15 protein-coding genes are annotated in these 22,252 nt (G+C 39.6%); 5 read left to right on the top strand and 10 right to left on the bottom strand.

Annotated features, from left to right (window positions below):
* Positions 1 to 307 precede the first annotated feature (307 nt).
* Together IGK85_RS03545 and IGK85_RS03540 are read right to left on the bottom strand one after the other, a co-directional pair.
* Entirely contained in the window at positions 308 to 736 is a 429-nt protein-coding gene (locus IGK85_RS03545) for a GNAT family N-acetyltransferase (protein WP_008377173.1), read from the bottom strand.
* A gap of 182 nt (positions 737 to 918) precedes the next feature.
* On the bottom strand, positions 919 to 1,635 hold the full coding sequence (locus tag IGK85_RS03540; RefSeq protein WP_005237422.1) for a GntR family transcriptional regulator: 717 nt from the start codon (positions 1,633 to 1,635) through the stop codon (positions 919 to 921).
* Positions 1,636 to 1,783: 148 nt separating this feature from the next.
* Here IGK85_RS03540 and IGK85_RS03535 point away from each other — a divergent pair, with 148 nt between their 5' ends.
* Complete coding sequence (locus IGK85_RS03535; RefSeq protein ID WP_008377171.1) at positions 1,784 to 3,193, top strand: PTS transporter subunit EIIC; 1,410 nt, start codon at positions 1,784 to 1,786, stop codon at positions 3,191 to 3,193.
* A gap of 11 nt (positions 3,194 to 3,204) precedes the next feature.
* Positions 3,205 to 4,296, top strand: a complete 1,092-nt coding sequence (locus tag IGK85_RS03530; RefSeq protein ID WP_237714944.1) for an SGNH/GDSL hydrolase family protein — start codon at positions 3,205 to 3,207, stop codon at positions 4,294 to 4,296.
* Between the two features lie 155 nt (positions 4,297 to 4,451).
* On the opposite strand, the gene mngB is transcribed toward IGK85_RS03530, so the two are convergent.
* The 4 genes from mngB to IGK85_RS03510 form a co-directional block, all read right to left on the bottom strand.
* Positions 4,452 to 7,127, bottom strand: coding sequence for a mannosylglycerate hydrolase (mngB, locus tag IGK85_RS03525; protein ID WP_008377167.1), 2,676 nt, complete (start codon positions 7,125 to 7,127; stop codon positions 4,452 to 4,454).
* Positions 7,128 to 7,390: 263 nt separating this feature from the next.
* Positions 7,391 to 8,491, bottom strand: a complete 1,101-nt coding sequence (locus IGK85_RS03520) for a PTS fructose transporter subunit IIC (RefSeq protein ID WP_008377165.1) — start codon at positions 8,489 to 8,491, stop codon at positions 7,391 to 7,393.
* 18 nt (positions 8,492 to 8,509) lie between these two features.
* Positions 8,510 to 8,833 carry a PTS fructose transporter subunit IIB gene (locus IGK85_RS03515; protein ID WP_005237427.1) on the bottom strand — a complete coding sequence of 108 codons (324 nt, stop codon included), beginning with the start codon at positions 8,831 to 8,833 and terminating at the stop codon, positions 8,510 to 8,512.
* Positions 8,830 to 9,291, bottom strand: a complete 462-nt coding sequence (locus IGK85_RS03510) for a PTS sugar transporter subunit IIA (RefSeq protein WP_005237428.1) — start codon at positions 9,289 to 9,291, stop codon at positions 8,830 to 8,832. The genes IGK85_RS03515 and IGK85_RS03510 overlap by 4 nt, the downstream gene beginning before the upstream one ends.
* Before the next feature lie 247 nt (positions 9,292 to 9,538).
* Between IGK85_RS03510 and IGK85_RS03505 the strand changes: the two genes are divergently transcribed.
* The 3 genes from IGK85_RS03505 to IGK85_RS03495 all read left to right on the top strand — a co-directional run bounded on the left by IGK85_RS03505 (position 9,539) and on the right by IGK85_RS03495 (position 14,891).
* Positions 9,539 to 11,473, top strand: a complete 1,935-nt coding sequence (locus IGK85_RS03505) for a BglG family transcription antiterminator (protein WP_008377162.1) — start codon at positions 9,539 to 9,541, stop codon at positions 11,471 to 11,473.
* A 251-nt stretch (positions 11,474 to 11,724) separates the two neighbouring features.
* On the top strand, positions 11,725 to 12,045 hold the full coding sequence (locus IGK85_RS03500; protein ID WP_008377160.1) for a DMT family transporter: 321 nt from the start codon (positions 11,725 to 11,727) through the stop codon (positions 12,043 to 12,045).
* A gap of 224 nt (positions 12,046 to 12,269) precedes the next feature.
* Entirely contained in the window at positions 12,270 to 14,891 is a 2,622-nt protein-coding gene (locus IGK85_RS03495; protein WP_008377158.1) for an HAD-IC family P-type ATPase, read from the top strand.
* Positions 14,892 to 14,980: 89 nt separating this feature from the next.
* Here the strand turns inward: IGK85_RS03495 and IGK85_RS03490 are convergent, their stop codons facing one another.
* From IGK85_RS03490 to IGK85_RS03475, 4 genes are all read right to left on the bottom strand, one after another.
* A complete protein-coding gene (locus tag IGK85_RS03490; protein WP_008377156.1) occupies positions 14,981 to 15,769 on the bottom strand; it encodes a MerR family transcriptional regulator in 789 nt (262 codons plus the stop codon).
* A gap of 250 nt (positions 15,770 to 16,019) precedes the next feature.
* Positions 16,020 to 20,594 carry a mucin-binding protein gene (locus IGK85_RS03485; RefSeq protein WP_429968635.1) on the bottom strand — a complete coding sequence of 1,525 codons (4,575 nt, stop codon included), beginning with the start codon at positions 20,592 to 20,594 and terminating at the stop codon, positions 16,020 to 16,022.
* Between the two features lie 527 nt (positions 20,595 to 21,121).
* Positions 21,122 to 21,487: a RidA family protein gene (locus tag IGK85_RS03480; protein WP_008377153.1), complete on the bottom strand. Its 366-nt coding sequence runs from the start codon at positions 21,485 to 21,487 to the stop codon at positions 21,122 to 21,124.
* 121 nt (positions 21,488 to 21,608) lie between these two features.
* Positions 21,609 to 21,989: a DUF7006 family protein gene (locus tag IGK85_RS03475; protein WP_008377151.1), complete on the bottom strand. Its 381-nt coding sequence runs from the start codon at positions 21,987 to 21,989 to the stop codon at positions 21,609 to 21,611.
* Between the last annotated feature and the right edge of the window lie 263 nt (positions 21,990 to 22,252).

Here is a 22,252-nt window from a genome sequence, read left to right as displayed (position 1 = left end):
AGCAATTAAATGGGTTTATCTAGTGTACGTCCATTTTCCTCAACGATTGAGTGATTTTCTTACCACTATTCAAGTCATAGAAATAGAATGTTATCTATTTAATCGTGGACCAGTTAATAAAATTATCCTCTTCACTAAAAGATTAAAGAAATGTTCCTCCATGATCTATGCATTTGTATCTGAAGGCTACAGCTAGCATTGATCCCTTAGAACCTAGATTTTCTGTCTTAAATTGAACAAATAAAAACGTGGATACAAAAAAAGACGCTGAAGAGTCGTTTGTCACTCCTCCAGCGTCTTTGCATTTTTATAATTCCTTGATAAACCGTTTCTGTTCATGACTGCTGTGGTAGCCATGGTTTTCATAAAACTTGTGGGCAGCATGGCGTTTGACATTCGAATTTAATCGAATGCCTTGCATTCCTCGCTGTCGGGCTTCTGCTTCAATTGCCGACAGTAGTTTCCCGCCAACGCCTTGCTTTTGCACTTGATCATCCACTACCAAACCTAGGACATTAAAAAATCGCCCGGCAGAATAAACTGTTGAATATGGCTGTGCTTCAATCATTCCAACTGCTTTTCCCTCTATTTCAGCGACCAGCAAGAGATGATCCTCCTCAGCTAAAATTCTCTTTAGGCCTTCGATCAATACTTCTTCTTCGATTGGATAGCCTAGTACTTTCGACAAATGAGCTAGTTCTTTATGATCAGACAATGCAGCAGCTCTAATTCTCATAGTATTCTCCCACCTTTTGGCTTTTTATTCGGTCTTGTTTTAGATAACTCACATTCATTTATCAACTTACAAATAAATGACAGCTAGTTGATTTGTACAAGTGCAATAGAAAAAAAGTATACAGACAATGTACTAGAAATCCCTTTGCTATGATCTTTTATGTTATTTAGCTAAACCAGTTTTTAATTTTGATCAAATGAAATGAGTGCATATTCGTTAGGAATATACCTGATTGTCGTATATTCGAATAATTTTCCCATATCATTATAGACCGCATTTTCCAATATTCCCACACAATTATTTTTTCCTAAAGCTAATTCTTTAAAGTCAGAATCTTTTGCAGATTCAACTTTCATTATAGACTTTGATGCAGCGATTTTAAAATCTAAGTTTTGTTTGATATGGTCGTAGATTGATCCGGCTATGATTTTCTCATTAAGACCCTTAACGATACTTTTTTTGAAATAACTCGTATCTGACATCATCGCTTTCCCATCAATGAGGCGTAATCGTTTCACAAGGTATACTCTTTCACCAACCGGAAATGAAATTTTTTTTGCTAATGAATCATCAACAGTCAACTCATGAAATTCTTGCACAATTGTTTTTTTTTCGACCTCAGTATCTGCGGATAGTGCCTTCAATCCTTGAAAATTTCCTACCTTGAAAGACTTCTTGTCAATCTCGATTCTTTCAAGAATAACTACCCCTCTTCCTTTCACACTATAAACCAATCCATCTTCATTAAGCAGTTGAATCGCTCTGCGAACTGTATTTCTACTAGTACCAAATCGCTCAATTAACGCCATTTCGGTCGGTAAAACCATTGTATCGTTATAGAGTCCCTCATTAATTTCATTTTTCAAAGTGTCATAAATATCCCGAAACTTATTCACCATAGTTCCACCTCACTCTTTCAGTTAATTATAACATGATATCATTCTACCTATACAAAAAACTTAAATTTGTTTAAACAAATGCTTGATTATTTGTTTAAACAAATTTAAAATGAGCGTAACCGGTTAAAAGAAATGAGGAGGTTTTATTATGAGTGACAAACAGTTAGCGGAGTACATGATTGAGTACGTTGGTGGAAAAAATAATATCAAAAATGTGATCCACTGCATTACACGTGTTCGTTTCTATCTAGTGGACAAAGAGAAAGCCGATACAACTAAGATAAAAGAGTTGGATGATGTAATGGGCGTAGTAGAAGCTCAAGGACAATATCAGGTGGTTGTTGGAAACAAAGTAAATGCTATTTACGAGGAAGTAATGCGCCAGTTAAACAATGATCAAGTCTTTGATTCTACAGAGGGAGTGGTGGAAAATGATTCCAATAGTGATTTTCTTCAGCTATTTCGAAATGGCTTCAATCAGTTTATTGGCATAATTACAGGTTCAATGATGCCCGTCATCGGTCTTCTTGCAGGAGCTGGAATAATCAAAGGATTACAAGCTTCGTTGGTGACGTTTGGTTTATTACAAGATAGTTCGCAATCTTATCTATTGATTAGCACGATTGCAGATGGCATTTTTTATTTTTTACCTGTCATCTTAGGTTTTACTGCAGCTCAAAAATTAAAGGTGAATCCTATTGTTCTGGCAGTCGTGGGTGTGATACTCATTCATCCAAATATAGTCACTATTGCTTCAAGTACAGCTGCGAAGGTCGCTATTTTTGGCATAGAATTCCCCATTATGAATTATACAGCTTCGGTTTTCCCTATTCTGGTCGCTGCTTGGTTAGCAACGTATGTTGAAAAGTTTTTAAAGAAAATTGTTCCTCTCGTGATTTCTTCCATTGTGTCACCAATCGTTGAAGTTCTGGTACTAAGCTTAGCCGTTCTTCTTATCATCGGACCAATCATAACGATTATTAGTGATGGGCTAGCATTCGGAATTAGTACCATTTTTGACTTTAACACGATTATTGGCGGAGCAGTCTATTGCGCACTTTTTCCAGTCTTAGTGGTCTTCGGCATGCATTGGCCATTGATTCCGATCATCGTCAACGATTTAACTGTTAACGGATTTAGTATGATGAATGCCTTCTCGTCTGTATTGATGATGGGTATTGCGGGTGCAACGTGCTCAATCGCATTGAAAACAAAAAAAGCTCAACTAAAACAAGTTGCCTTTGCTGCCACTCTTTCACAAATATGCGGTGTTGGCGAACCTGCAATCTATGGTATTCTACTAAAATACAAAAAAGTCTTCTATCTCGTGACCCTTTCAAATATTTTTGGTGGTGCTCTAGCAGGTTTCCTTCACTTGGTCAACTATGGATTCGCAGGTGGGGTTATAGGATTTGCCTCTTTTATCAACCCGGTTGCAGGGATCGATAAAAACTTCTATGCTTATCTACTCTCTCATATAGGAACATTTTTGCTATCCTTTCTTTTGACTTGGCTTTTTGGTTTCAATGATAAAATGAAAGCTGCAGATGAACTGTAAGGTGATATATGATGAAAAAAATAATTTGGCATCAAGTATTTTCTAATTACCAAGTACTAAACTTTTCTCCTAATGGACGTAAATTACGTTTAAGAATCAAGCAGCCGCTTTCTGGACAACAATTAGCACTCGAACTTTGTAACCGCTATGATTCTTTTGATTTAAACGTAGAGTCGATAAAAATCAGTAGTAATCCGGGAAACCAACAATCCAATGTTATTACCTTAGATAATCGACCACAATTCATTGTCCCAGCTGGATCCACTTTATGGACAGATGACATTGATTTTTCAGTAACCAAAGGAGCCGATATTCTGATAGAGGCATTATTCTCCAACGAGATCAATCGAGTATCTTCCTCGGCAAACTTACTATCTGATCAAGTAGTCCATTCGAATATAAGAGAAACCAATAACTTTATTTTTGGGATTACTTCAGTTGCTCTAGAAACGAAAGTTGATGCAAAAGTCATTGCTTTTTTTGGCGACTCTTTGACGAATCAAGGATATTTTAGTGATAGTGTCATCGACAATCTAAACAAACGTGGTCTGATTGCAACAAGCTTTAATGCTGGCATATCAGGCAATCGTCTGACACATGCTGGTTCAGGGATTTCTCGTTGGAAAGACAGCTTTGGTGTTGCAGGAATCGACAGGTTCCAAGCAGATGTCGTGGATCAAAAGCCAGATTTGATCGTTTCATTGATTGGGTTAAATGACTTGTTTCATCCAGGAACGGGCTCTCCACTTTCAGAATTACCTACCAAAGAGGAGTTGATCAAACACTACAAAGTTCTAATAAATCTGGCAAAAAAAGCAGACATTCCGTTTGTTCCCCTCACGCTTCCCCCTTTTAACTATTCTTACAACCAAGGAAAGCCGAGTTGGACCGAGGAAAAAGAAGCTATCCGAACTGCGTTTAATCAATGGATAATGACGCAAGAAAATACGATCGATATCAATGATATGGTAAGAGATCCTTCTGATAAAACAAGATTAGCTTCTGCATTTGATTCGGGGGATCATCTGCATTTTTCTCAAACTGGAGGGGAAATTTTAGGAAAAGCTGTGGCTGAGAAAATTCTTTGCCTTTCATTGCTGTGAATTGATAGACTCTCAACAAAAACTGTTAAAAATAGTCGAAAATAAAACCTACCTCCCGTATACATCTGGTTAAAATGTATACGGGAGGTTGACCTTTTCACTATGAATTTTCTTCAACTCTGCGTTTGAATATCCTTACTCTCGATCACTAGCAATTACTCTACGTACAATGTCACAAATTTTGCATGGTCTATCTTTTCAAGAGTGACTACATTCTTTTCCACAACAAGTGCTTCTTTTGTATCTTCTTTTAAATCGACTGTTTCTACTACGTTCACTGGATGGTTGAATGTGATCTTCGCGTGTCCTCCTTCATCTAAAAGCCCATTGTATAGACGCAAAATATAACCTGGACGAGCTTCGGCTTTTTTCAATACACTTAGGGTCAAATTGCCATTGATCTCAAAAAGACTAAAGTTTGCCGGTAAGGTTGGGTCAACCGGTCCTAAAGTAAATATCAAGCGGGAATTCAGAAATTCTGCGGATTGATAAAGCGTGATCGGTGTTACTGCTTGTTTGGCACGCTGTGCAACATTTGCTTGATCAAATCCTTGCGCAAAGTAAGCAACAGAGAAATCAAAATGCATCGTTTTGTGGCACTGCGCAGCTGGTGTCGCAATCACTGATTCTCCTGAAGCACGCCCTGGACGATACAGTAGATTCTCTTTCCCCATGAAGCCATAGGTTCGTAAAATCGTTAAGCGAATCGTATCAAACGCTTCCCCCACGATCTCATATTCACGTACACCTTGGGGCATGACTGCTACGCCATGGGACTCATCGAATAAACCGACAAACGATTGACACGTTTCTATGGCGATCGGCTGCTCATTCCATTGCTCTTTATTGGCTTCCCAAAGGGCCATTTCTTTTTCAAACACAACGGGACGCTGCAACGTACCAAACTGTTGGTCAGCCAGCGAAAATTTCGAGGAAATTCCGGTATCAAATAGCACACATACCCGATGGCTATCCACTTGTTGGTTTTCAACCGTTAATTTGAAATCAATTTGTTGCGATTGTTTTTTCAACACGATTGTCAATTGGATCGGCAGTGAAGCTGAGACCTTCTTTTCTGCACGTTCAGCTAAATCCTTCGGAACCCTCAGGGTGAATGCCACATCAATCTTTTGGTAGATCGCTGATTGCTGAATCGAGATCGTTGGTTGCGCATCAATTGATGAAATCACAAAATCTTTCACAGGTGGTGAATAATTGAATGAATCACCATCGTCGCCATTTTCTTCAATAATCCCTTGATTTTGATAAAGTACTTGATTGGTTTTATCTAGAATATCCAACGAACCATTGCTATTGACAGTGATCTGATAGTACTCATTTTCGATCGTATTGGTTGTAATCTCCTGCAATGGTGCGCTTGTATCACCTTTTAAATCAATCGTCAGCTGGGTATACCCCATACTCGGCACGTCAGTCGTTTCTATGGCAATTTTTGCTTTATAGACTTTCTCCGGCAAATAGATCTCCTTGACTGGATCTAATATGTTCCCCTGATTCAACACATACTCCGTTTGGTCGGTAAGCTCTAAAATCGTATAAGGTAACGCCTGACCTGACTGGTCAAGGATCGCAAACTCTTTTTGCGGCAAATAAACCTCTGCTTCGATCCCCCCATTACGTTTTGTGTCATAGGTATTGAAAAGCGTAAAAGTAATTTCTTTTGCTTGTGGGTTGTTGATTGCAATAGAAATCTGTCGTAACATCAATTCGACAAGATTCATAGAAATATCTCGCGCTTGCTTGTAGCGCATATAGATATCTTCGTTTGTCGTATCAGAAACACAAGAACCAATCGAATCATGCGCCGCATTTTCAAACATTAACTTCCAAATCTCTATGACTGTTTCTACGGGGTACTCAAATCCTAATTGCATAGCCATAGTTAAGATAGGCTCCATGACATTGACTAAGTAATGTTGGATCTGAGTGTTCATCGCCTTCAAATCAGGACGTGAAGAAAAAATCGTTTTGTGAATTCGCATCAATTTTCCGTTGATCAGTTCACCAGCGATTTCTTCCAACTCAGGATGGCGTGCTTTGACCGCAGCAATGTATTTTTCGATCGTTGAAAATTGTAACTCATACTCATCCTGATACAGTTGATTCATTCGATCAACCAATTCTGGAAGATTTTCTCTAACTGGTGCTTGGTCGAAACCATTTGGAAAATACACTTGATCCGTTGCACTGCGTCCCCAAGTCGTTTTAAACGGTTCTTGATGTAAGAACTCTGCTAATTCTGCTTCTCGTTCAGGAATGGCACCGCCAATGTAGTACCCACTTGGGATCTGGTAAACATTGACCACAGAACCATCTTCTCCACGCCATTTGTACTCTGTGTGTTTAACATCGTCATCACTGACACCGCGCCAAAACATCGTGTCAGTGATACCAAACTCACGATAGATTTGTGGCATACTAGCTGCTTGTCCGAAAGAATCTGGCACATAGCCGACATTCATGTAGGTTCCGAATGCTTCACAAATTTTCATGCCATATAACATATTTCGAACAATGCTTTCTCCCGAGATCACTAATTGATCGGTTTGTGTGTACCATGGGCCAATGATCAATTTTCCTTGTTGGACAAGTTGTTGAATCCTTTCTTTGTCCTGCGGACGCCATTTCAAGTAATCATCTAACAGAGAAGCCTGTCCATCTAAGATAAAACTTTCATAAGGATCATCCTTTTCTAGTTGTTCAATGACGTTTTTTAGATCGTGCATCAAATAGATTTTCGAGCGACTCGTCGTAAAATACCATTCGCGATCCCAATGACTGTGGGGTACGACATGTACTGTTTTTTTCATTCAATCATTCCTCTCCCGTGATTAGAAAAGGCACGTAACGATGGGTGTCGTTCGTGCCTATTAATTTTTCTCAATTTTTTTACCATCTGGTACACATAATTTGATTCTTACACAAATACTTCGAATTTTGAAAATCGATTCTCTTCAAATACTCTCGTTTTCTTCCCCAAGTCTTGACATTGTCAGATGCCTTAAAGAGTTCTTGAAAAATCACCTGCTCGTGCCTTTTCTTTTGCTACTATTTAGCTAATCAGCCTTGTTGCTTAATTTTCAAAGCTCACTTCAATATCATCGAGGGCAATATCTTCTGTTTGTTCTTCTTGCTTATTGAAATTCACGAATAAAGGCGCGACAAAACCGATGAAGGCTGCTCCTGCAAATAGTCCAATCAAATACGCCCAACCGTTTCCAACAGTGAAGAAGCCGTATATTCCCCCAACTGGCGGCATTTTGTCATACATTCCTAATGCGATCCCCAAACCAGAAGCGATTGCTCCTCCCAACATGTTGATCGGCACAAGCCGTAATGGATTGACTAATGTAAAAGGAATTGCTCCTTCTGTGATTCCGATGAACCCCATAATAAAGTTATTACGCCCAGCATCCAGTAGCTCTTTGTTGAATCGATTTTTGTGGAACAAAGTTGCTAAGGCATATCCAAATGGTACCGCACAAATCGCAACATTCACGATGATAGCTGGCAAAAAGACCCCTTCCGCTAGTAACACATTTCCTGCCATCCAAGCAGCTTTGTTTACAGGTCCCCCTAAGTCAGAGCCAATCATTGCCCCCATGATGACTGCCAGTAAAATTTTGTTAACGTCATTTTCAATCATGGTTCGGATCCATTCAACCAAACTAGTATTGATCCACGCCAATGGCTCAGAGAGTAAGGCGCCCATGACGATTGCTACAGACAATGTAGCAATCAAGGGTAAAATTACCAGCGGCATCACCCCAGCAAACGACTCCGGTAATTTGATATGTTCTTTCGCCCACTTCACTAAGTATCCTGCTAAGAACCCAGCAATAACTGCCCCTAAAAAACCAGCATTGGTGCTAGAAGCGACTGCACCACCGATAAAGCCGGCACCTAGCGCAGCCTTATCTCCAACAGAATACGCGATAAAACCAGCCAAGACAGTATTGATCAAGCCGATTCCTGTCCACCCTACTTGTTCAATCAAATAAAGCGCATGTTTAAAGCCTTCCGTGTCAGCATAAGGATCTAAGCTTGTGATCCCCATACCAAGAGCAATCATTTTCGGAATGGCAACAACCAGTGAAGCACCAATAATCAATGGCAGTACAAAACTAATTCCACTCATCAAGTGGCCTTTTAAATCTGCTAGAACTCTTTTCATCATCCTTGCCTCTTTCCTTTAGTTTGCGTTTCTTTGTTCAACAGCAGCGACACATTTCTTCAGCACCGCTTCCGGTGCTTTGATACACGTATTGATATTTACTCGAATTTGCGGTTTTCCTTCAAACCGTTCCATCCCAACAACTTTTTGGTCAGTCGCTAAAAGCAAGAAATCTGCTTCTTTTGCTTCGGCTGCAGTGATCTCATTGACTTGCCCTAACGAGCCTTGCTGTTCGATCTTGACCTCATAGCCAAGTTTCGCACCAGCTTTTTCTAAAGCTTTTGCCGCCATCGGTGTATGTGCCAATCCTGCTGGACAGGCGGAAATCCCTACTATTTTCATATAATTTTCTCTCCCATCATTTCCTTTTTGATCAATTCTGCTAAATAAGCTTTGTCTTCTGATTGTTGAATCTGCTGGATGAATGTCTCTTCAAGCAATGCGGTTGCTAGACGACTCAGCATTTGCAGATGCACCGTTCCTTCATCTTTTTTAGGGACCATCAAAGCAAACACATTTTTGACTGCCGAATCATCGAAAGTTTCCCATTCGATGGCTTGCTCTAAACGAATAAACAAAACGGTCGGTTCCAAAACCGGTTCAGCTTTTGCATGTGGAATAGCAAAGCCTTCTTGTAAGCCGGTTGAATATTGTGCTTCCCGTTCAATGAATGCCTCACATGTATCTGCTGCATTGGTAACGATCCCTGATTCATAGGCATGATGCGCAATTACGTGAAACAGTTCTTCTTTTGATGTAACAGCCACATTCAAGAGAATATTTTTTTCCTGAAAATCCATCTCATCTGCTCCTTTCCTTTATTATGAAACCATTAGCGTAATTCGTGTGGTTTATTTTCTGTACACGTTTAATTTACGGTTTCTGATTCACCATGTAAACACAACAAATTTCCAATTCAAGCGGCAATCATTAGTAAAGCGTTTTCCAAAATGATTGCCAACTCTTCTGGAAACTTTCGGTACTGGTGAAGCATTTCATTCTTATTCTTTCTATTGTATGATGAGAAAGAGCACGGAGGTGAAACAAGTGTCAAAACTTGCTTATCAACGATTAGATGATCTAATGGAAGTATTAACTAGACAAACGGCGCCGCTACCAATGAAGGAGTTAACAAAAAGCTTCTCGATTTCTGAGCGAACGGTTCGGACCGACATTGCAAATTTGAATGATTTGTTAACAAATGTAGGAGCCTCCATCAAGTTGATTCGAGGACAAGGCTATTTGTTGTCTATTGGTTCAAAAGAACGATTTCATGACTGGTGGACTGAAAGTATGTCGACTACCGAGTCCTTTCTAACTACGAGTGAAGAACGACAAGCTTATCTACTTTTCCTTTTATTTAAGAATGAAACCCCTTTATCCTTGGATGATTTTCTTGATCGATTATTTATTAGTAAAAACACTTTTTACTCATACTTAAAAACGGCTCGAGACAATTTAGCGACCTATCAATTAAAAATAGTAAATCGTCCAAATATTGGCTTTGAAGTCTTGGGTAACGAATTCGCCAAACGCCAAGCAATCAGTGATCTGTTGATTGAAAAAGATCTCCAAGAGTATTTGGTCGGCTTCACGGAAATGGAACTTGAGTTGTTTGATACGATTGATCTAACCCGCTTGCAAGAATTGTCATTAAATCATCTGGCACCCTTAGACTTATTAGACTCTGATTACTATCATAAAAACATTCTTTCTCATTTTGCTTTAGCAATCAGTCGCTTTATAGCCGGTCATCAGATCAACGAATTTCCCTTGCATGTGCCCGCGCTCAAAAAAGACGCCCAGAAAGTTGTAGGTCACTTCTTAGAAGAAATCGATCATGCATTTGATATACAATTGACTGCTGGAGAAAAACAATACTTCATTTACTATCTCGCGATGAACGCACCACGTTTAGTTGAAACAGGCGATGCAAGCGATTCTTCCACGAAAACTGCGAAAGCCATTGTGGAAGAATTATTAGCTGCGATCAAACAGACGTCAAACTATGCATTAGAGACAGACAAGATGCTAATAGAAGATCTGACATCTCATATTGAGGGCTTTATCAATATGAATCTAATGGATGCACGCCGTAGCAATCCATTGCTGACAACGATCAAAAAATCTTTTCCACAGGCTTATGATTTATGTTTGACTCATTTAGAAACGGTAAGCCTGAAACACGGTTTTTATTTTTCTCCTGATGAGATCGGCTATATCGCTTTGCACATCGCAGGTGCTATGGAAAGGAATTCCATCAGAAATCATCATAAACATCGCGTCATCCTTGTTTGTGGAACTGGTCGAGCCATGAGTCGTATTATTGAAGCAAAAATTATCAAGCACTATCAAGAAACGATCGAAGTCGTTGATCGCTTTTCTTACGTCGAGCTACAACAATGTGATCTTTCTGCGATTGATTTTGTGATCACAACCGTTCCATTAGAACAGTTTTCGGTTCCCTCTATTTACATCAACATGGCCAAGCTAGATAAAGAAATTGGCAAAATCGAACCGTTCATTGAAACGCTCAGTGAAACAAAAGACGGCATCTATTCATTGTTTCAAAAAGCATTTTTTCTTCATGAAAATCATGCAGATAAAGAAACCTTACTAAAGAAAATGGCGCAGCAATTGTACCAAAAAGATTTTGTGCCCCAAGATTTTTATGACAGTGTGAAAAAACGAGAAGCAATCAATCAGACCAATATTAACGAGTGGCTTGCTATCCCCCACCCCATGACATTGCTGGCAAAACGCTCAGCCGTTTCAGTGGCGATCATTCCTGATGGTGTTGATTGGGGAAATGGTGATTTGGTTAAATTTGTCTTTCTCTTTGCGATTCAAAAAGACGAATATGAAGATACCGAAGAAATCTATAGTCTTTTATTAGAATTGATGGATCGTGAAGATATTCAACAAGCAATCTTACAAAAAAGTGACTATCACCACTTTTTGAGCTGTATAAAGCAATTATAAAAGGAGCTGGGGAATCCAGCTCCTTTTGTTGATTCTAACTTTTGTGAAATGCATGCAAACTATGGTTAGTAAATGAAAAGATCCTGAATTCAGAGAGTTTGACAATCTCTCCCTTTTCAGCTAAGATTTTATTATTGTTACATTAATTGAATATCCAAAACACCACCGGGTGATAGAAGTGTTTGGTAAACTCATTAGGTCCTTGAAGAGTTTACTGAATGCTTATTTTTTTTTGAGGAGGAGAAAAAATTATGACATGGATTTATTTACTTTTAGGAGGATTTTTTGAGGTCGTATGGGCATCTACCATGAAACTGAGCAACGGGTTTAACCACTTTTGGTATAGTATTTTAACAGTCATCGGAATGCTTTTCAGTTTTGGCTTCTTGGCTTTAGCGGTCAAAAACCTACCATTAAGTATCGCTTATCCTGTTTGGACAGGGATAGGTGCGGTGGGATCGATTATTGTGGGGGTCGTGTTCTTTAAAGACCAGCTATCCCTTCTGACTTGGGTTTTCGTCGTCTTATTAATAGTTGGTATTTTGGGCATCAAGTTTACCAGCGGACATTGATTTAGCCATTTGATAATAGTTTTGCTAGCCTTTTTGTAGGTACCTTCATTAATCAAGCGCCTTGACTCCTATAACGAAACACGGATCCAAATCGCCATTTTCAGCCCATCTAAAGAATTTTTTTTGCAATTAGCCTATAGGTAAAAAATATTTTCAAAAAACGTTTGACCTTATAGTCACTCTAACCTTTATGCTATTCATGTAAAGAAAACGGAGGGAAAATAATGAAACAATGGCATAATTTGGATATTGAAAAGGTGCAGTCAGCGACAAGTAAGACGCTTATCACAAATGAGGTACGTAAAGCGTATCAAGAAAAACACGGGAAAAATAAATTACAAGCATCAGAAAAGACACCCGAATGGAAGAAGTTTTTATCTTACTTCCACGATGCGTTAATGTATGTCTTGATCGGTGCAGCTGTTTTAAAATTTATTACGGGAAGTTTAGTTGAAGGAGCGATCGTTTTACTCGTTGTCGTTTTAAACGCAATGATTGGTTACTACCAAGAGAGAAAAGCAGATGATTCACTATCTAGCATTTCAAAATTACTTAGTTCAAAGGCGACAGTCGAATCTGAAAACGGACGCCTTTTAATCGATGCAGAAGATTTGATTCCAGGGGACCGTGTTTATTTAGCACCTGGTGATGTTATTCCTGCTGATTTGCGTATGGAAACCGTGAATGAACTAAAAATCGATGAATCGATTCTGACTGGAGAGCCTGATGCAGTCGTAAAAACAAGTGCTCGTTTAGAGGGGCAAATAGCACTTGCTGAACGAACCAATATGGCGTACTCAGGTACGCAAGTACAGTCAGGAACTGGAAAAGGGATCGTTGTTGAAATTGGCTCGGACACTGAGATTGGTAAAATCAATGCTTCTTTAGCAACCATTGAAGTGAAAGAAACCCCTTTATTGAAAAAAGTGAACGAAATGAATCATGCTATTTTTAAAGGGATCGGCGTCTTTATCTTCTTATTAGGATTGATCAGCTACTTCATTTATGGCATGAGTCCGATGTATATCGTGTCAGCAATCATTGCTTTGATCGTTTCTTCTATTCCTGAGGGATTGCCTTCTATCTTGACGATTATTCTGTCTTCCGGCGTGAAAAATATGTCTGAGCAAAATGCGATCGTAAAGGGATTGCCTACTGTCGAAACACTTGGCTCAATGACAGTCATCTGTTCTGATAAAACAGGTACTTTGACCAAAAACGATATGACCCTTACCAATGTGTTTTCTAATAAACAGGTAACTGTGATTGGCCATGAAGACCAAGCAGATTCCTCGAACAATGAACTGCTAGCAAAAATCATGCAAAACTGTCAAGAAACACAGAGTTTCGATGATCGCCACTGTCCAGTGACCGGAAATGCAACAGAATTAGCTTTATTACGTTGGACCAATCGTATTGGCACACCGCGGATCAAGAGTCTAGAAACATTACCTTTTGACTCAAAATATAAGTATATGGCAACAAGCCATTTGATCAATGGGAAAAAGCGGATTTTTGTAAAGGGTGCTCCAGATATCGTTTTAAATAAAGCGACTGCTGCACATATTGATGGGCAGATAGCGGAGTTTGATCATGCACAGTGGGAAAAGATCAATTTGGCTTTTGCTTCAGAGGGACAACGAGTGATCGCGTTTGCTTATAAAGATGTAGATACAACGACTGAATTGACTCATGAAGAGATGGACGAGCTCGTAATCATCGGATTAGCTGGCATTATCGATCCAGCAAAAGAATCAGCGATCGAAGCGGTAGCAGATTGTAAAAAAGCCGGGGTCAGAGTCGTAATGATTACTGGGGATCACCCAACGACCGCAAAAGCGATTGCCAAAAAATTAGGAATCGACCATTCTGAACGGGCAATCACTGGAACTGAACTGGATCGTTTATCCACAGATGAGTGGCAAAGAGTGGTAAAAAATACCAATATTTTCGCCCGAACGACACCTGAGCATAAACTGATGATCGTTACTTATTTACAAGAACAAGGCGAGATTGTCGGAATGACAGGTGATGGAGTCAATGACGCACCCGCACTTAGAAAAGCAGATGTAGGGATCGCAATGGGGATTAAAGGAAGCGATGTTAGTAAACAAGCTGCCGACATGATCCTCATTGACGATAATTTTGAAACGATTGCAAAAGCAATAAAAGAAGGCCGTCGAATTTTTGATAATTTAAAAAAGACGATCCTCTTCTACTTGCCAACCTGTCTGGCCCAGGGGCTTTTGCTGATCGTTTCTATGTTGGGAAATCTTCCTTTACCACTAAGCACAGTGCAGATTCTTTGGTTAAATCTAGTTGCGTCAATTACACTCTCCTATGCGTTAGGTTTTGAACCAGCTCACAAAATGATCATGAATCGAGCACCTCGTGATATGAAAGAAAAAATCATTTCCAAATATACACTCTTTCGAATCGTTTATGTCGGCCTACTCTTGACCTTCTTCGGCTTTCTAACGATGAATGTATTCGGCGACGAAGCTGTCAGACAAACCGTTTTGATCAATGCGATCGTTTTCGGTCAAGCTTTTTACATGATCAACTGTCGTGAGATCACGGATTCAGCCTTCAGTAACAAAATCAAGCAGAATAAAGCCTTGATTTACTCATTACTTGTTATGGCGATTCTCCAATTAGGAATGGTCTATTTTTCACCATTGCAAAGTATCTTACAGACCACCTCTTTAACTTTATCCGAACTGCTTATCAGTGTTATCCCAGCAACTCTACTTTTCTTATTAGTAGAATCTGAAAAGCACGTAACACGAGTCATTCTAAAGGAAACTACTCCCACCTACTCAATGGATACCAAAGTAGAGAAATAAGAACAGTTCTATTTCATAAGTCATCTTATCGATAAACTTGCTGAATCACTAAGTACCAATAGATACGTTTCTCCTTGATCGATTCTGTTTTAATCGGGTTGATCAAGGAGAATTTCTATTTTACTCACGTATTCTTCCGGTAAATTCGTCTCATGAAAATCAATCAAGTAGAACTCATAAAAATTTCCTTTCGCGACCAGTCTATTTTTCTTTAGGTAACTTTTTAGTTCTGCTAAAGCAGCTAAGCGCTGCTTATATGTGCCCGTATAATAAATAGCGAGATACTCTCCTGCAGGCATTGTAAATGCCTTCTCATCTGCCAAATCGTTTGTCAGACAATAGAAAACTTGATGCCTAAATGCGTCTTCGTGCGGCAGTAAAATCGTTCCGAAAACATTTTGATTATTGGCATGCAGTTCTTTTTCAAATTGTTTGTGCAGGCGTTTAAGTTCAAAGTACAAGTCTTTCCCCACTGTGTCTTTCTCTTGACTTAAAACAAGGTACCGTTCTTCATAAAATGTACGTTCAATTTCATAGTTTTGCTTTTTTTCAGCGTAGACAAGCAAGTCAATTCGCTCTTTTAACAAATCTTGTTTCTCTTTTAACGCATGGATTCTATCTTCTAATTGCTCCATCTCGAAATGAAGGATTTCTTTAGTCAGCGCTTTATTCTTTGTATCCAAGTAGTTCTTAATTTCCTCAAGTGACACATCAAAAAAACGCAGGTCTCTAATGGTATTTAATCGCTCAATATCCTCGTATGAGTAATCTCGATACCCATTCTCAGTATAGTTGGGTGATAGCAAACCAATTTGTTCATAGTACCTAAGAGTATGTGGTGTGATATCATAGTTTTCACTCACTTGTTTTATCTTCATAGTTCCATCCCTCCTTTATCTTTCATAGCGTGTCTCTGTCACAAAATCATATCATAATTTTCTTCAGAAAACGAAGGAGTTTTTCTATTGAAGTGGTCAGAAGGTTTGGTGTGTGATAGTACTTGAACAAGCTTCAAATCATAATGAAAAGACTGCTGATAAATTTCCAAGATTAGTATGGGAAATTATCAGCAGTCTTCTACTTCGCCAGTATTCTATTCCATTTCAAAAGAAAGCTTTTTCTGATTTCTTATTTTCGTTTCTGTCTTAAGCGTCTTAAGAAAAATGCTAGCAGGGATGATACCGCCATAGTCACTCCAGCGTATAATATGAAGGGTTCCTCTTTCTCTCCTGTTTTTGGAAGACTTTTTTCACTCGTGACTGTTCTTGTTGTTTCTGATACGTTAGTCGTTATTTTCATATCAGTAGACAGTGTGTTATCATCTGTTTTTGTCTGATCATTTGGCGTGTTGCTTGACTCTTTTGATGAGTCTGTTGGATTGGCTTCGTCTGTTGCATTTTTTATATACGTCACAGTCAGCTCCGTATCTTCATCTTCTGCAGTCATTCCTGTTTGTTCTTTGACTGTCGTCAGGTCTGCCGTGTAGCCCTCAATTTGCTTGCTTTTCACCTCATCAAATGTCGTGTCACCATTTGTGGCTGTCCAGTCACTATATGCGACTTCACCAGTCAGCAGATTGGTTGTTTCCGTGCGTGTATAGGTTAAGGTTTCCGTATAACTTTCTGCCGCTTGGCTACCATCTTCATAAACATAATGAATCGTCCGCGAAACCTCTTTACTTTCCTCTTTCGTTTCCGTATTTGCTTTGTAGATCACAGTCAACTCGGTATCTTTTGCATCGGGTTGAATATTCGTAATTGCTTCGATCAACTCATTATCTGGTGTGCAATATTCAATCATTGGGCTGGAAATTTCAGCAAAAGTCGTGTCGTTGTCTTTTGCCTTCCATTCGCCATAGGTCACTACACCAGTTGCCAAATTCTTTGCTATCACCCGGGTGAACGTGACTTTATCGGTATGATCGTCCGCCGCTTTGCTACCATCTTCATAGACGTAATGAATCGTTTGCTTGACTTCCTCAGTTTCTGTTGCGGTTTCCATTTTTGGCACATACGTAACGGTGACTTCGATGTCTTGATTATCAACCGCTACTCCTGTAACTGCTTCGATCGTTTCCTTATCGACGGTATAGTTCTTAATCTCAGGACTCTTCACTTCGTCAAATGTCGTATCGTTTTCTTTGGCTTGCCATTCTCCATAGATCTTGTCACCAGTTGCTTCATTCGTTGTCACTGTGCGTGTAAAGGTCACCGTGTCTACTTTGTCTGGGGCTGCTTCTTTGCCGTCTTCATACACATAATGAACCGTTTGTTTGACCTCTTTGGTTTCTGTTGACTCAGTCATATTTGGTGAGTAAGTAACAGTCACTTCACGATCTTTGTCCTTTGCTGTCAAACCTGTGACTTTCTCAATGCTTGTTTTGTCTGCATGATAGTTCTTGATCTCAGGACTCTTCACTTCATCAAATGTTGTATCATCACCTTTGGCTTGCCATTCGCCATAGGTCTTGTCGCCAGTTGCTTCGTTCGTGGTGACCGTCCGCGTGAACGTGACCGTGTCTACTTTATCTGGTACGGCTTCTTTGCCGTCTTCATACACATAGTGGATCGTTTGGTTGACTTCTTTGGTTTCTGTTGATTCAGTCATATTTGGTGAGTAAGTGATTGTTACTTCACGATTTTCTGATTTTTCTGTCAGCCCTGTAACTTCTTCGACTGTTGCTTTGTCTGCATGATAGTTCTTGATTTCAGGACTCTTCACTTCGTCAAACGTTGTATCATCATCTTGGGCTTGCCATTCTCCATAGGTCTTGTCACCAGTTGCTTCGTTCGTGGTGACCGTTCGAGTGAACGTAACCGTGTCTACTTTGTCTGGGGCGGCTTCTTTGCCGTCTTCATATACAAAATGGATCATTCGTTTGACTTCTTTGGTTTCTGTTGACTCGGTCATATTTGGTGAGTAAGTAACAGTCACTTCACGATCCTTGTCTTCTGCTGTCAAACCTGTGACTTCCTCGATGCTTGTTTTGTCTGCGTGATAGTTCTTGATCTCAGGACTCTTCACTTCGTCAAATTTCGTGTCATCATCTTTCGCTTGCCATTCGCCAAAAGTTTTGTCACCTGTTGCTTCATTTATTGTGACAGTTCGTGTAAAAGTAACAGTGTCCGGTTTGTCTGGCGCGGCTTCTTTGCCATCTCCATACACATAATGGATCGTTTGGTTGACTTCTTTGGTCTCCGTAGATTCGATCATGTTTGGCGAATAAGTGACAGTCACTTCGCGATCTTCTGATTCTGCAGTCAACTCAGTGACTTTATCAACCATTTTTTGGTCTGCATTGTACTTGTCTATTTCTGGACTTAACACTTCATCAAACATCGTGTCATCATCTTGGGCTTGCCATTCGCCATAGGTCTTGTCACCAGTTGCTTCATTCGTTGTCACTGTGCGTGTAAAGGTGACCGTGTCGACACTGTCTGGCGCGGCTTCTTTACCATCTTCATACACATAATGGATCATTCGCTTGACTTCTTTGGTCTCCGTAGATTCGATCATATTTGGCGAATAAGTGACGGTTATTTCGAAATCTTCTGATTCTGCCGTCAAGTCTGTGACTTTATCAACCATTTTTTGGTCTGCATTGTACTTGTCTATTTCTGGACTTAACACTTCATCAAACATCGTGTCATCATCTTGGGCTTGCCATTCGCCATAGGTATTTTTCCCTGTTGCTTCATTCGTTGTCACTGTGCGTGTAAAGGTGACCGTGTCGACACTGTCTGGCGCGGCTTCTTTACCATCTTCATACACATAATGGATCATTCGCTTGACTTCTTTGGTCTCCGTAGATTCGATCATGTTTGGCAAATAAGTCACAGTTATTTCGAGAACTTCTGATTCTGCCGTCAAATCTGTGACTTTATCAACCGTTTTTTGATCTGCATTGTATTTGTCAATTTCTGGACTTAACACTTCGTCAAACGTCGTATCATCATCTTTGGCTTGCCATTCGCCATAGGTATTTTTCCCTGTTGCTTCATTCGTTGTCACTGTGCGTGTAAAGGTGACCGTATCGACATTGTCTGGCGCGGCTTCTTTACCATCTTCATACACATAATGGATCATTCGCTTGACTTCTTTGGTCTCCGTAGATTCGACTATCTTTGGCGAGTACATGACAAATTCTTCAATATCTTCTGAATCGGCCTTTACATCGATAACTTCATCGATAAACTCCCTGTCTGTATAGTAGTTGACTATCTCTGGACTTTTGACTAAATCAAATATCGTATCATCATCTCTTGCTTGCCATTCACCAAAGGTTTCTTCGCCAGTGGCTAGATTCGTCCTTACTTCTCGAGTAAATTCAACTGTGTCTACTTTATCTGGAGCAGCTTCTGTACCGTCTTCATGCAAATAGTGAATGACTCGTGCGACAATTTTTCTTTCCTCATTACTTTCTATTTTAGGACTATAGATATACGTGACCGTTTGCGGAACATTGCTAAAGACAATTTGTTCCTCTCCTTGAACTTCCTTCAATGTATAGTTAGGAATATCCTCAGGAACAACTTCAATTGAATCGCCAATATTTCCACCAGTCAATACATTAGGTGGCAATAATTCATTCCCCTCTTCATCTAGGTAATTGACTGTGACTGGTGCTCCTTCAATAAACCGAGGCTGCCATACATAGGTGTCAGCCATCGTCGCGCCATCATAGGTCAACACTAGTTCCTCTGATTTTAATATATGTTCACCGTATGGCGCATCTATGGTGCCAGCCCCTACATTTTGCCAATAGCCGGTATAGTAACTGGAATGAAAACCATACATTCCACTAGGGTCAACTAAGTTCACTGGATAGGGATTGCTTGACCAATTGTTCCACCCAACAAAGCTGAATTTTGGTCCTAATGTTAATTCTCTTAGGTAGCGTACCTGTCCAAAAAATTCGTTCATCCCGGCACCTAAAGAATTTATAACACCGGAGCTATCAAAATTCGATAAATCTAATGTAGATCCGCTATAGCCATAAAACATACTATTCATCGTGGTCGCTTGACTCGTATCAAGATAAGTCAACCCAACAATCTCATTCAATTGAGAGGGTACAGTGCCATTGTGAGAGTAGCTCTCAAACAAACCTGCCACATCGGCTGGCAAAATGACGGGCGCAGTGAGAATAACTTTTTTTATGACCATGTTCTTAAGTTCGTCCGTTAAAGGAACCACTTGGTCCACCGCCGTTGTCAATGTACCTGCTCCTACAGTCAAAACCCCTTCAATATCTAATGTGGCTGGAGCGGTTCCCCAGTTACCTGACCAAAGGATATTTTCTGCTTCCGCTACTTTTGTTTTCGACTCCTCATCAGATGTTGTACTGCTCTCAGCGGCTTCTGGCTCACTGGAGGATTCTGTCATTTGCTCTGTGGATGGTTCCACTTGATCTTCACTTGCTTGTGATGACTCCGATGCCCCATGTTCCCCTGTACTTTCTACTACTTGTGTTTCTGAATCGACGGTTTCTTCACCTGTAGCTTGTTCGACTATTCCTTCTTGTTGTTCAGATATGAATTCATTTGTACTTCGTGTTACTTCTTCTGTCGTTGAAGTGCTGATCGTTTCAGCTACTGCCGGAACACTGACAATTGCTTGCGTGATCAATGGGCTGCCTAATATAAAAACAGAAGAACTGATCAGAATACGTGATAAAAGTTCTTTCTTCGCTGGTTTTTTCATTGCTTTTCCCTCTTTCAAATTAAGTAAATAAGATCAGCTACACTCTCTCCAATTAAAAAAAGCTGCCCATTGACAACTACTTCTTACATCTATGTAATACGTTCGCTGACTCATTCCTTATGACTGCATTATTGCATGGTTTTCAGGGACGAACACGACAATAATTGTCATGAATATGACAAAATAAGTCCTATTTTATAAAACGAAAATAAAGAATATGAATGATTGTGTCTCTGAAAGTGTGAACAAATTAAAGAAATATAGTTTAACTTACTTCCTAGAACTGGTTCACACTATGTTTACAAAGCGTTCGGAGTCCTCGTAAAAAACTTTGGGTGTAACCGATCAATCCAATTAACTCGAAGGAAATAATAGCTATATAGAGATACAAAAAAAGAGACTGGATATTCAGCCCCTTTTGTTTATCATTCTTATTCATAGAAACAGCCAAGACTCTCTTGATCTTCTCCCTTTATCCTACGGCTAACAAGCAAAAACATCGAAGCCCATTTTTGATTTCTACGAACTTACTTTCCCTGATCTTCCTTAAAAGCAATAGCATCGATTTGAAAAAGAATGCCTACCTCTCCAGAATGAGCGAAAGCTGTCTGAATTGATTTTCTAACCGGAAATTTCCCATGGAAGGTTTCTTTTAAGAGCTTCTCCATCACTGGAATATCAAACACATCTTTAAAAAGTACATCCATTTGAACCACATTTGCAAATGTCAAATCGACTAATTTCAAACGTTCTTCTAAATGATTCAATGCCCCTACAATCTGTTGCTCTATTGGCTGCCCGATGTTCCCCACGCAATAGCCCACGAAAACAAAATTTCCCGCTTCAATCACACCTGAAAGTGCCCAGTCCTCATTGATATCGTATCGCTTCATTCGTTTTGTTTCCCCTTTCTATTTATTTTCATAATAAAAACCATGTCTATTAATTGACTTGGTCATATTATTGCTTTTTTTGTCTTTGAGCGTCAATCCGTGCATTCCAACTGATAAATTCCTACTCCACCGAAAAATGCAAGGAATGAGGGGTTGGGGCGATCAATGTCAGCCCGCACCTTTCTTTAAAGTAAGTCTTGCTGTCTTCTTTTGCCACTTGCAAGATTTCCGCTTCAGTAAAAGGCACAACACTGTCACTGCCTCGAAGCTCACTACACTCTAAAATAATCAAAATCTCTGCTTCAAGGGTATTGATTTTCGCAAGCTGTTCGAAAAAATTTTTTTGATTGATTTCTTGAATCGCCATGCGAATTTCTAAACAGTTTCTATGGATTTTTTCTTTGATTTTCCCATACTCATCTTTACTGAAAAGCCGTTCAGATTCCTCAATATAAAAGTTCAAATATTCTTGCAATGTGTGGATTTTAAATGGTTCCTCCATCTCCAGCACCTCCTGTATTTTAATGGTTGATTCTTATGTAAAATGATTTATTCCAGTTTTGTATGTCTGTATTATCACACGGTTTTTAGCTGGAAACGCGTCAATATGTGACTGATTAAATACAAAATACGTCCTGTTATATAAATACTGATTCTAGTTAGTACAGTTCATTTACATAATCACCTTTATCTCCGAACATACTTCGCAAGCTATAGAAGGTGTGACACTGTTGTTCAGCAAATTTCTATCCTCTGGCTATAAAG

The organism is Enterococcus sp. AZ015 (genome assembly GCF_050499225.1).
GTDB classification, from domain to species: Bacteria; Bacillota; Bacilli; order Lactobacillales; family Enterococcaceae; genus Enterococcus_D; species Enterococcus_D entomosocium.
Note: the sequence above shows the minus strand (reverse complement) of the source record. Positions and strands in the feature narration are given on the sequence as shown.

Excerpts from the sequence above, each read along its gene's own strand:
- IGK85_RS03545 (WP_008377173.1), bottom strand. The coding sequence starts at position 736 with ATGAGAATTAGAGCTGCTGCATTGTCTGATCATAAAGAACTAGCTCAT.
- IGK85_RS03510 (WP_005237428.1), bottom strand. The coding sequence starts at position 9,291 with ATGGATTTTCAGGAAAAAAATATTCTCTTGAATGTGGCTGTTACATCA.
- mngB (WP_008377167.1), bottom strand. The coding sequence starts at position 7,127 with ATGAAAAAAACAGTACATGTCGTACCCCACAGTCATTGGGATCGCGAA.
- IGK85_RS03535 (WP_008377171.1), top strand. The coding sequence starts at position 1,784 with ATGAGTGACAAACAGTTAGCGGAGTACATGATTGAGTACGTTGGTGGA.
- IGK85_RS03500 (WP_008377160.1), top strand. The coding sequence starts at position 11,725 with ATGACATGGATTTATTTACTTTTAGGAGGATTTTTTGAGGTCGTATGG.
- IGK85_RS03520 (WP_008377165.1), bottom strand. The coding sequence starts at position 8,491 with ATGAAAAGAGTTCTAGCAGATTTAAAAGGCCACTTGATGAGTGGAATT.
- IGK85_RS03530 (WP_237714944.1), top strand. The coding sequence starts at position 3,205 with ATGAAAAAAATAATTTGGCATCAAGTATTTTCTAATTACCAAGTACTA.
- IGK85_RS03495 (WP_008377158.1), top strand. The coding sequence starts at position 12,270 with ATGAAACAATGGCATAATTTGGATATTGAAAAGGTGCAGTCAGCGACA.
- IGK85_RS03485 (WP_429968635.1), bottom strand. The coding sequence starts at position 20,594 with ATGAAAAAACCAGCGAAGAAAGAACTTTTATCACGTATTCTGATCAGT.
- IGK85_RS03490 (WP_008377156.1), bottom strand. The coding sequence starts at position 15,769 with ATGAAGATAAAACAAGTGAGTGAAAACTATGATATCACACCACATACT.
- IGK85_RS03540 (WP_005237422.1), bottom strand. The coding sequence starts at position 1,635 with ATGGTGAATAAGTTTCGGGATATTTATGACACTTTGAAAAATGAAATT.
- IGK85_RS03480 (WP_008377153.1), bottom strand. The coding sequence starts at position 21,487 with ATGAAGCGATACGATATCAATGAGGACTGGGCACTTTCAGGTGTGATT.
- IGK85_RS03515 (WP_005237427.1), bottom strand. The coding sequence starts at position 8,833 with ATGAAAATAGTAGGGATTTCCGCCTGTCCAGCAGGATTGGCACATACA.
- IGK85_RS03475 (WP_008377151.1), bottom strand. The coding sequence starts at position 21,989 with ATGGAGGAACCATTTAAAATCCACACATTGCAAGAATATTTGAACTTT.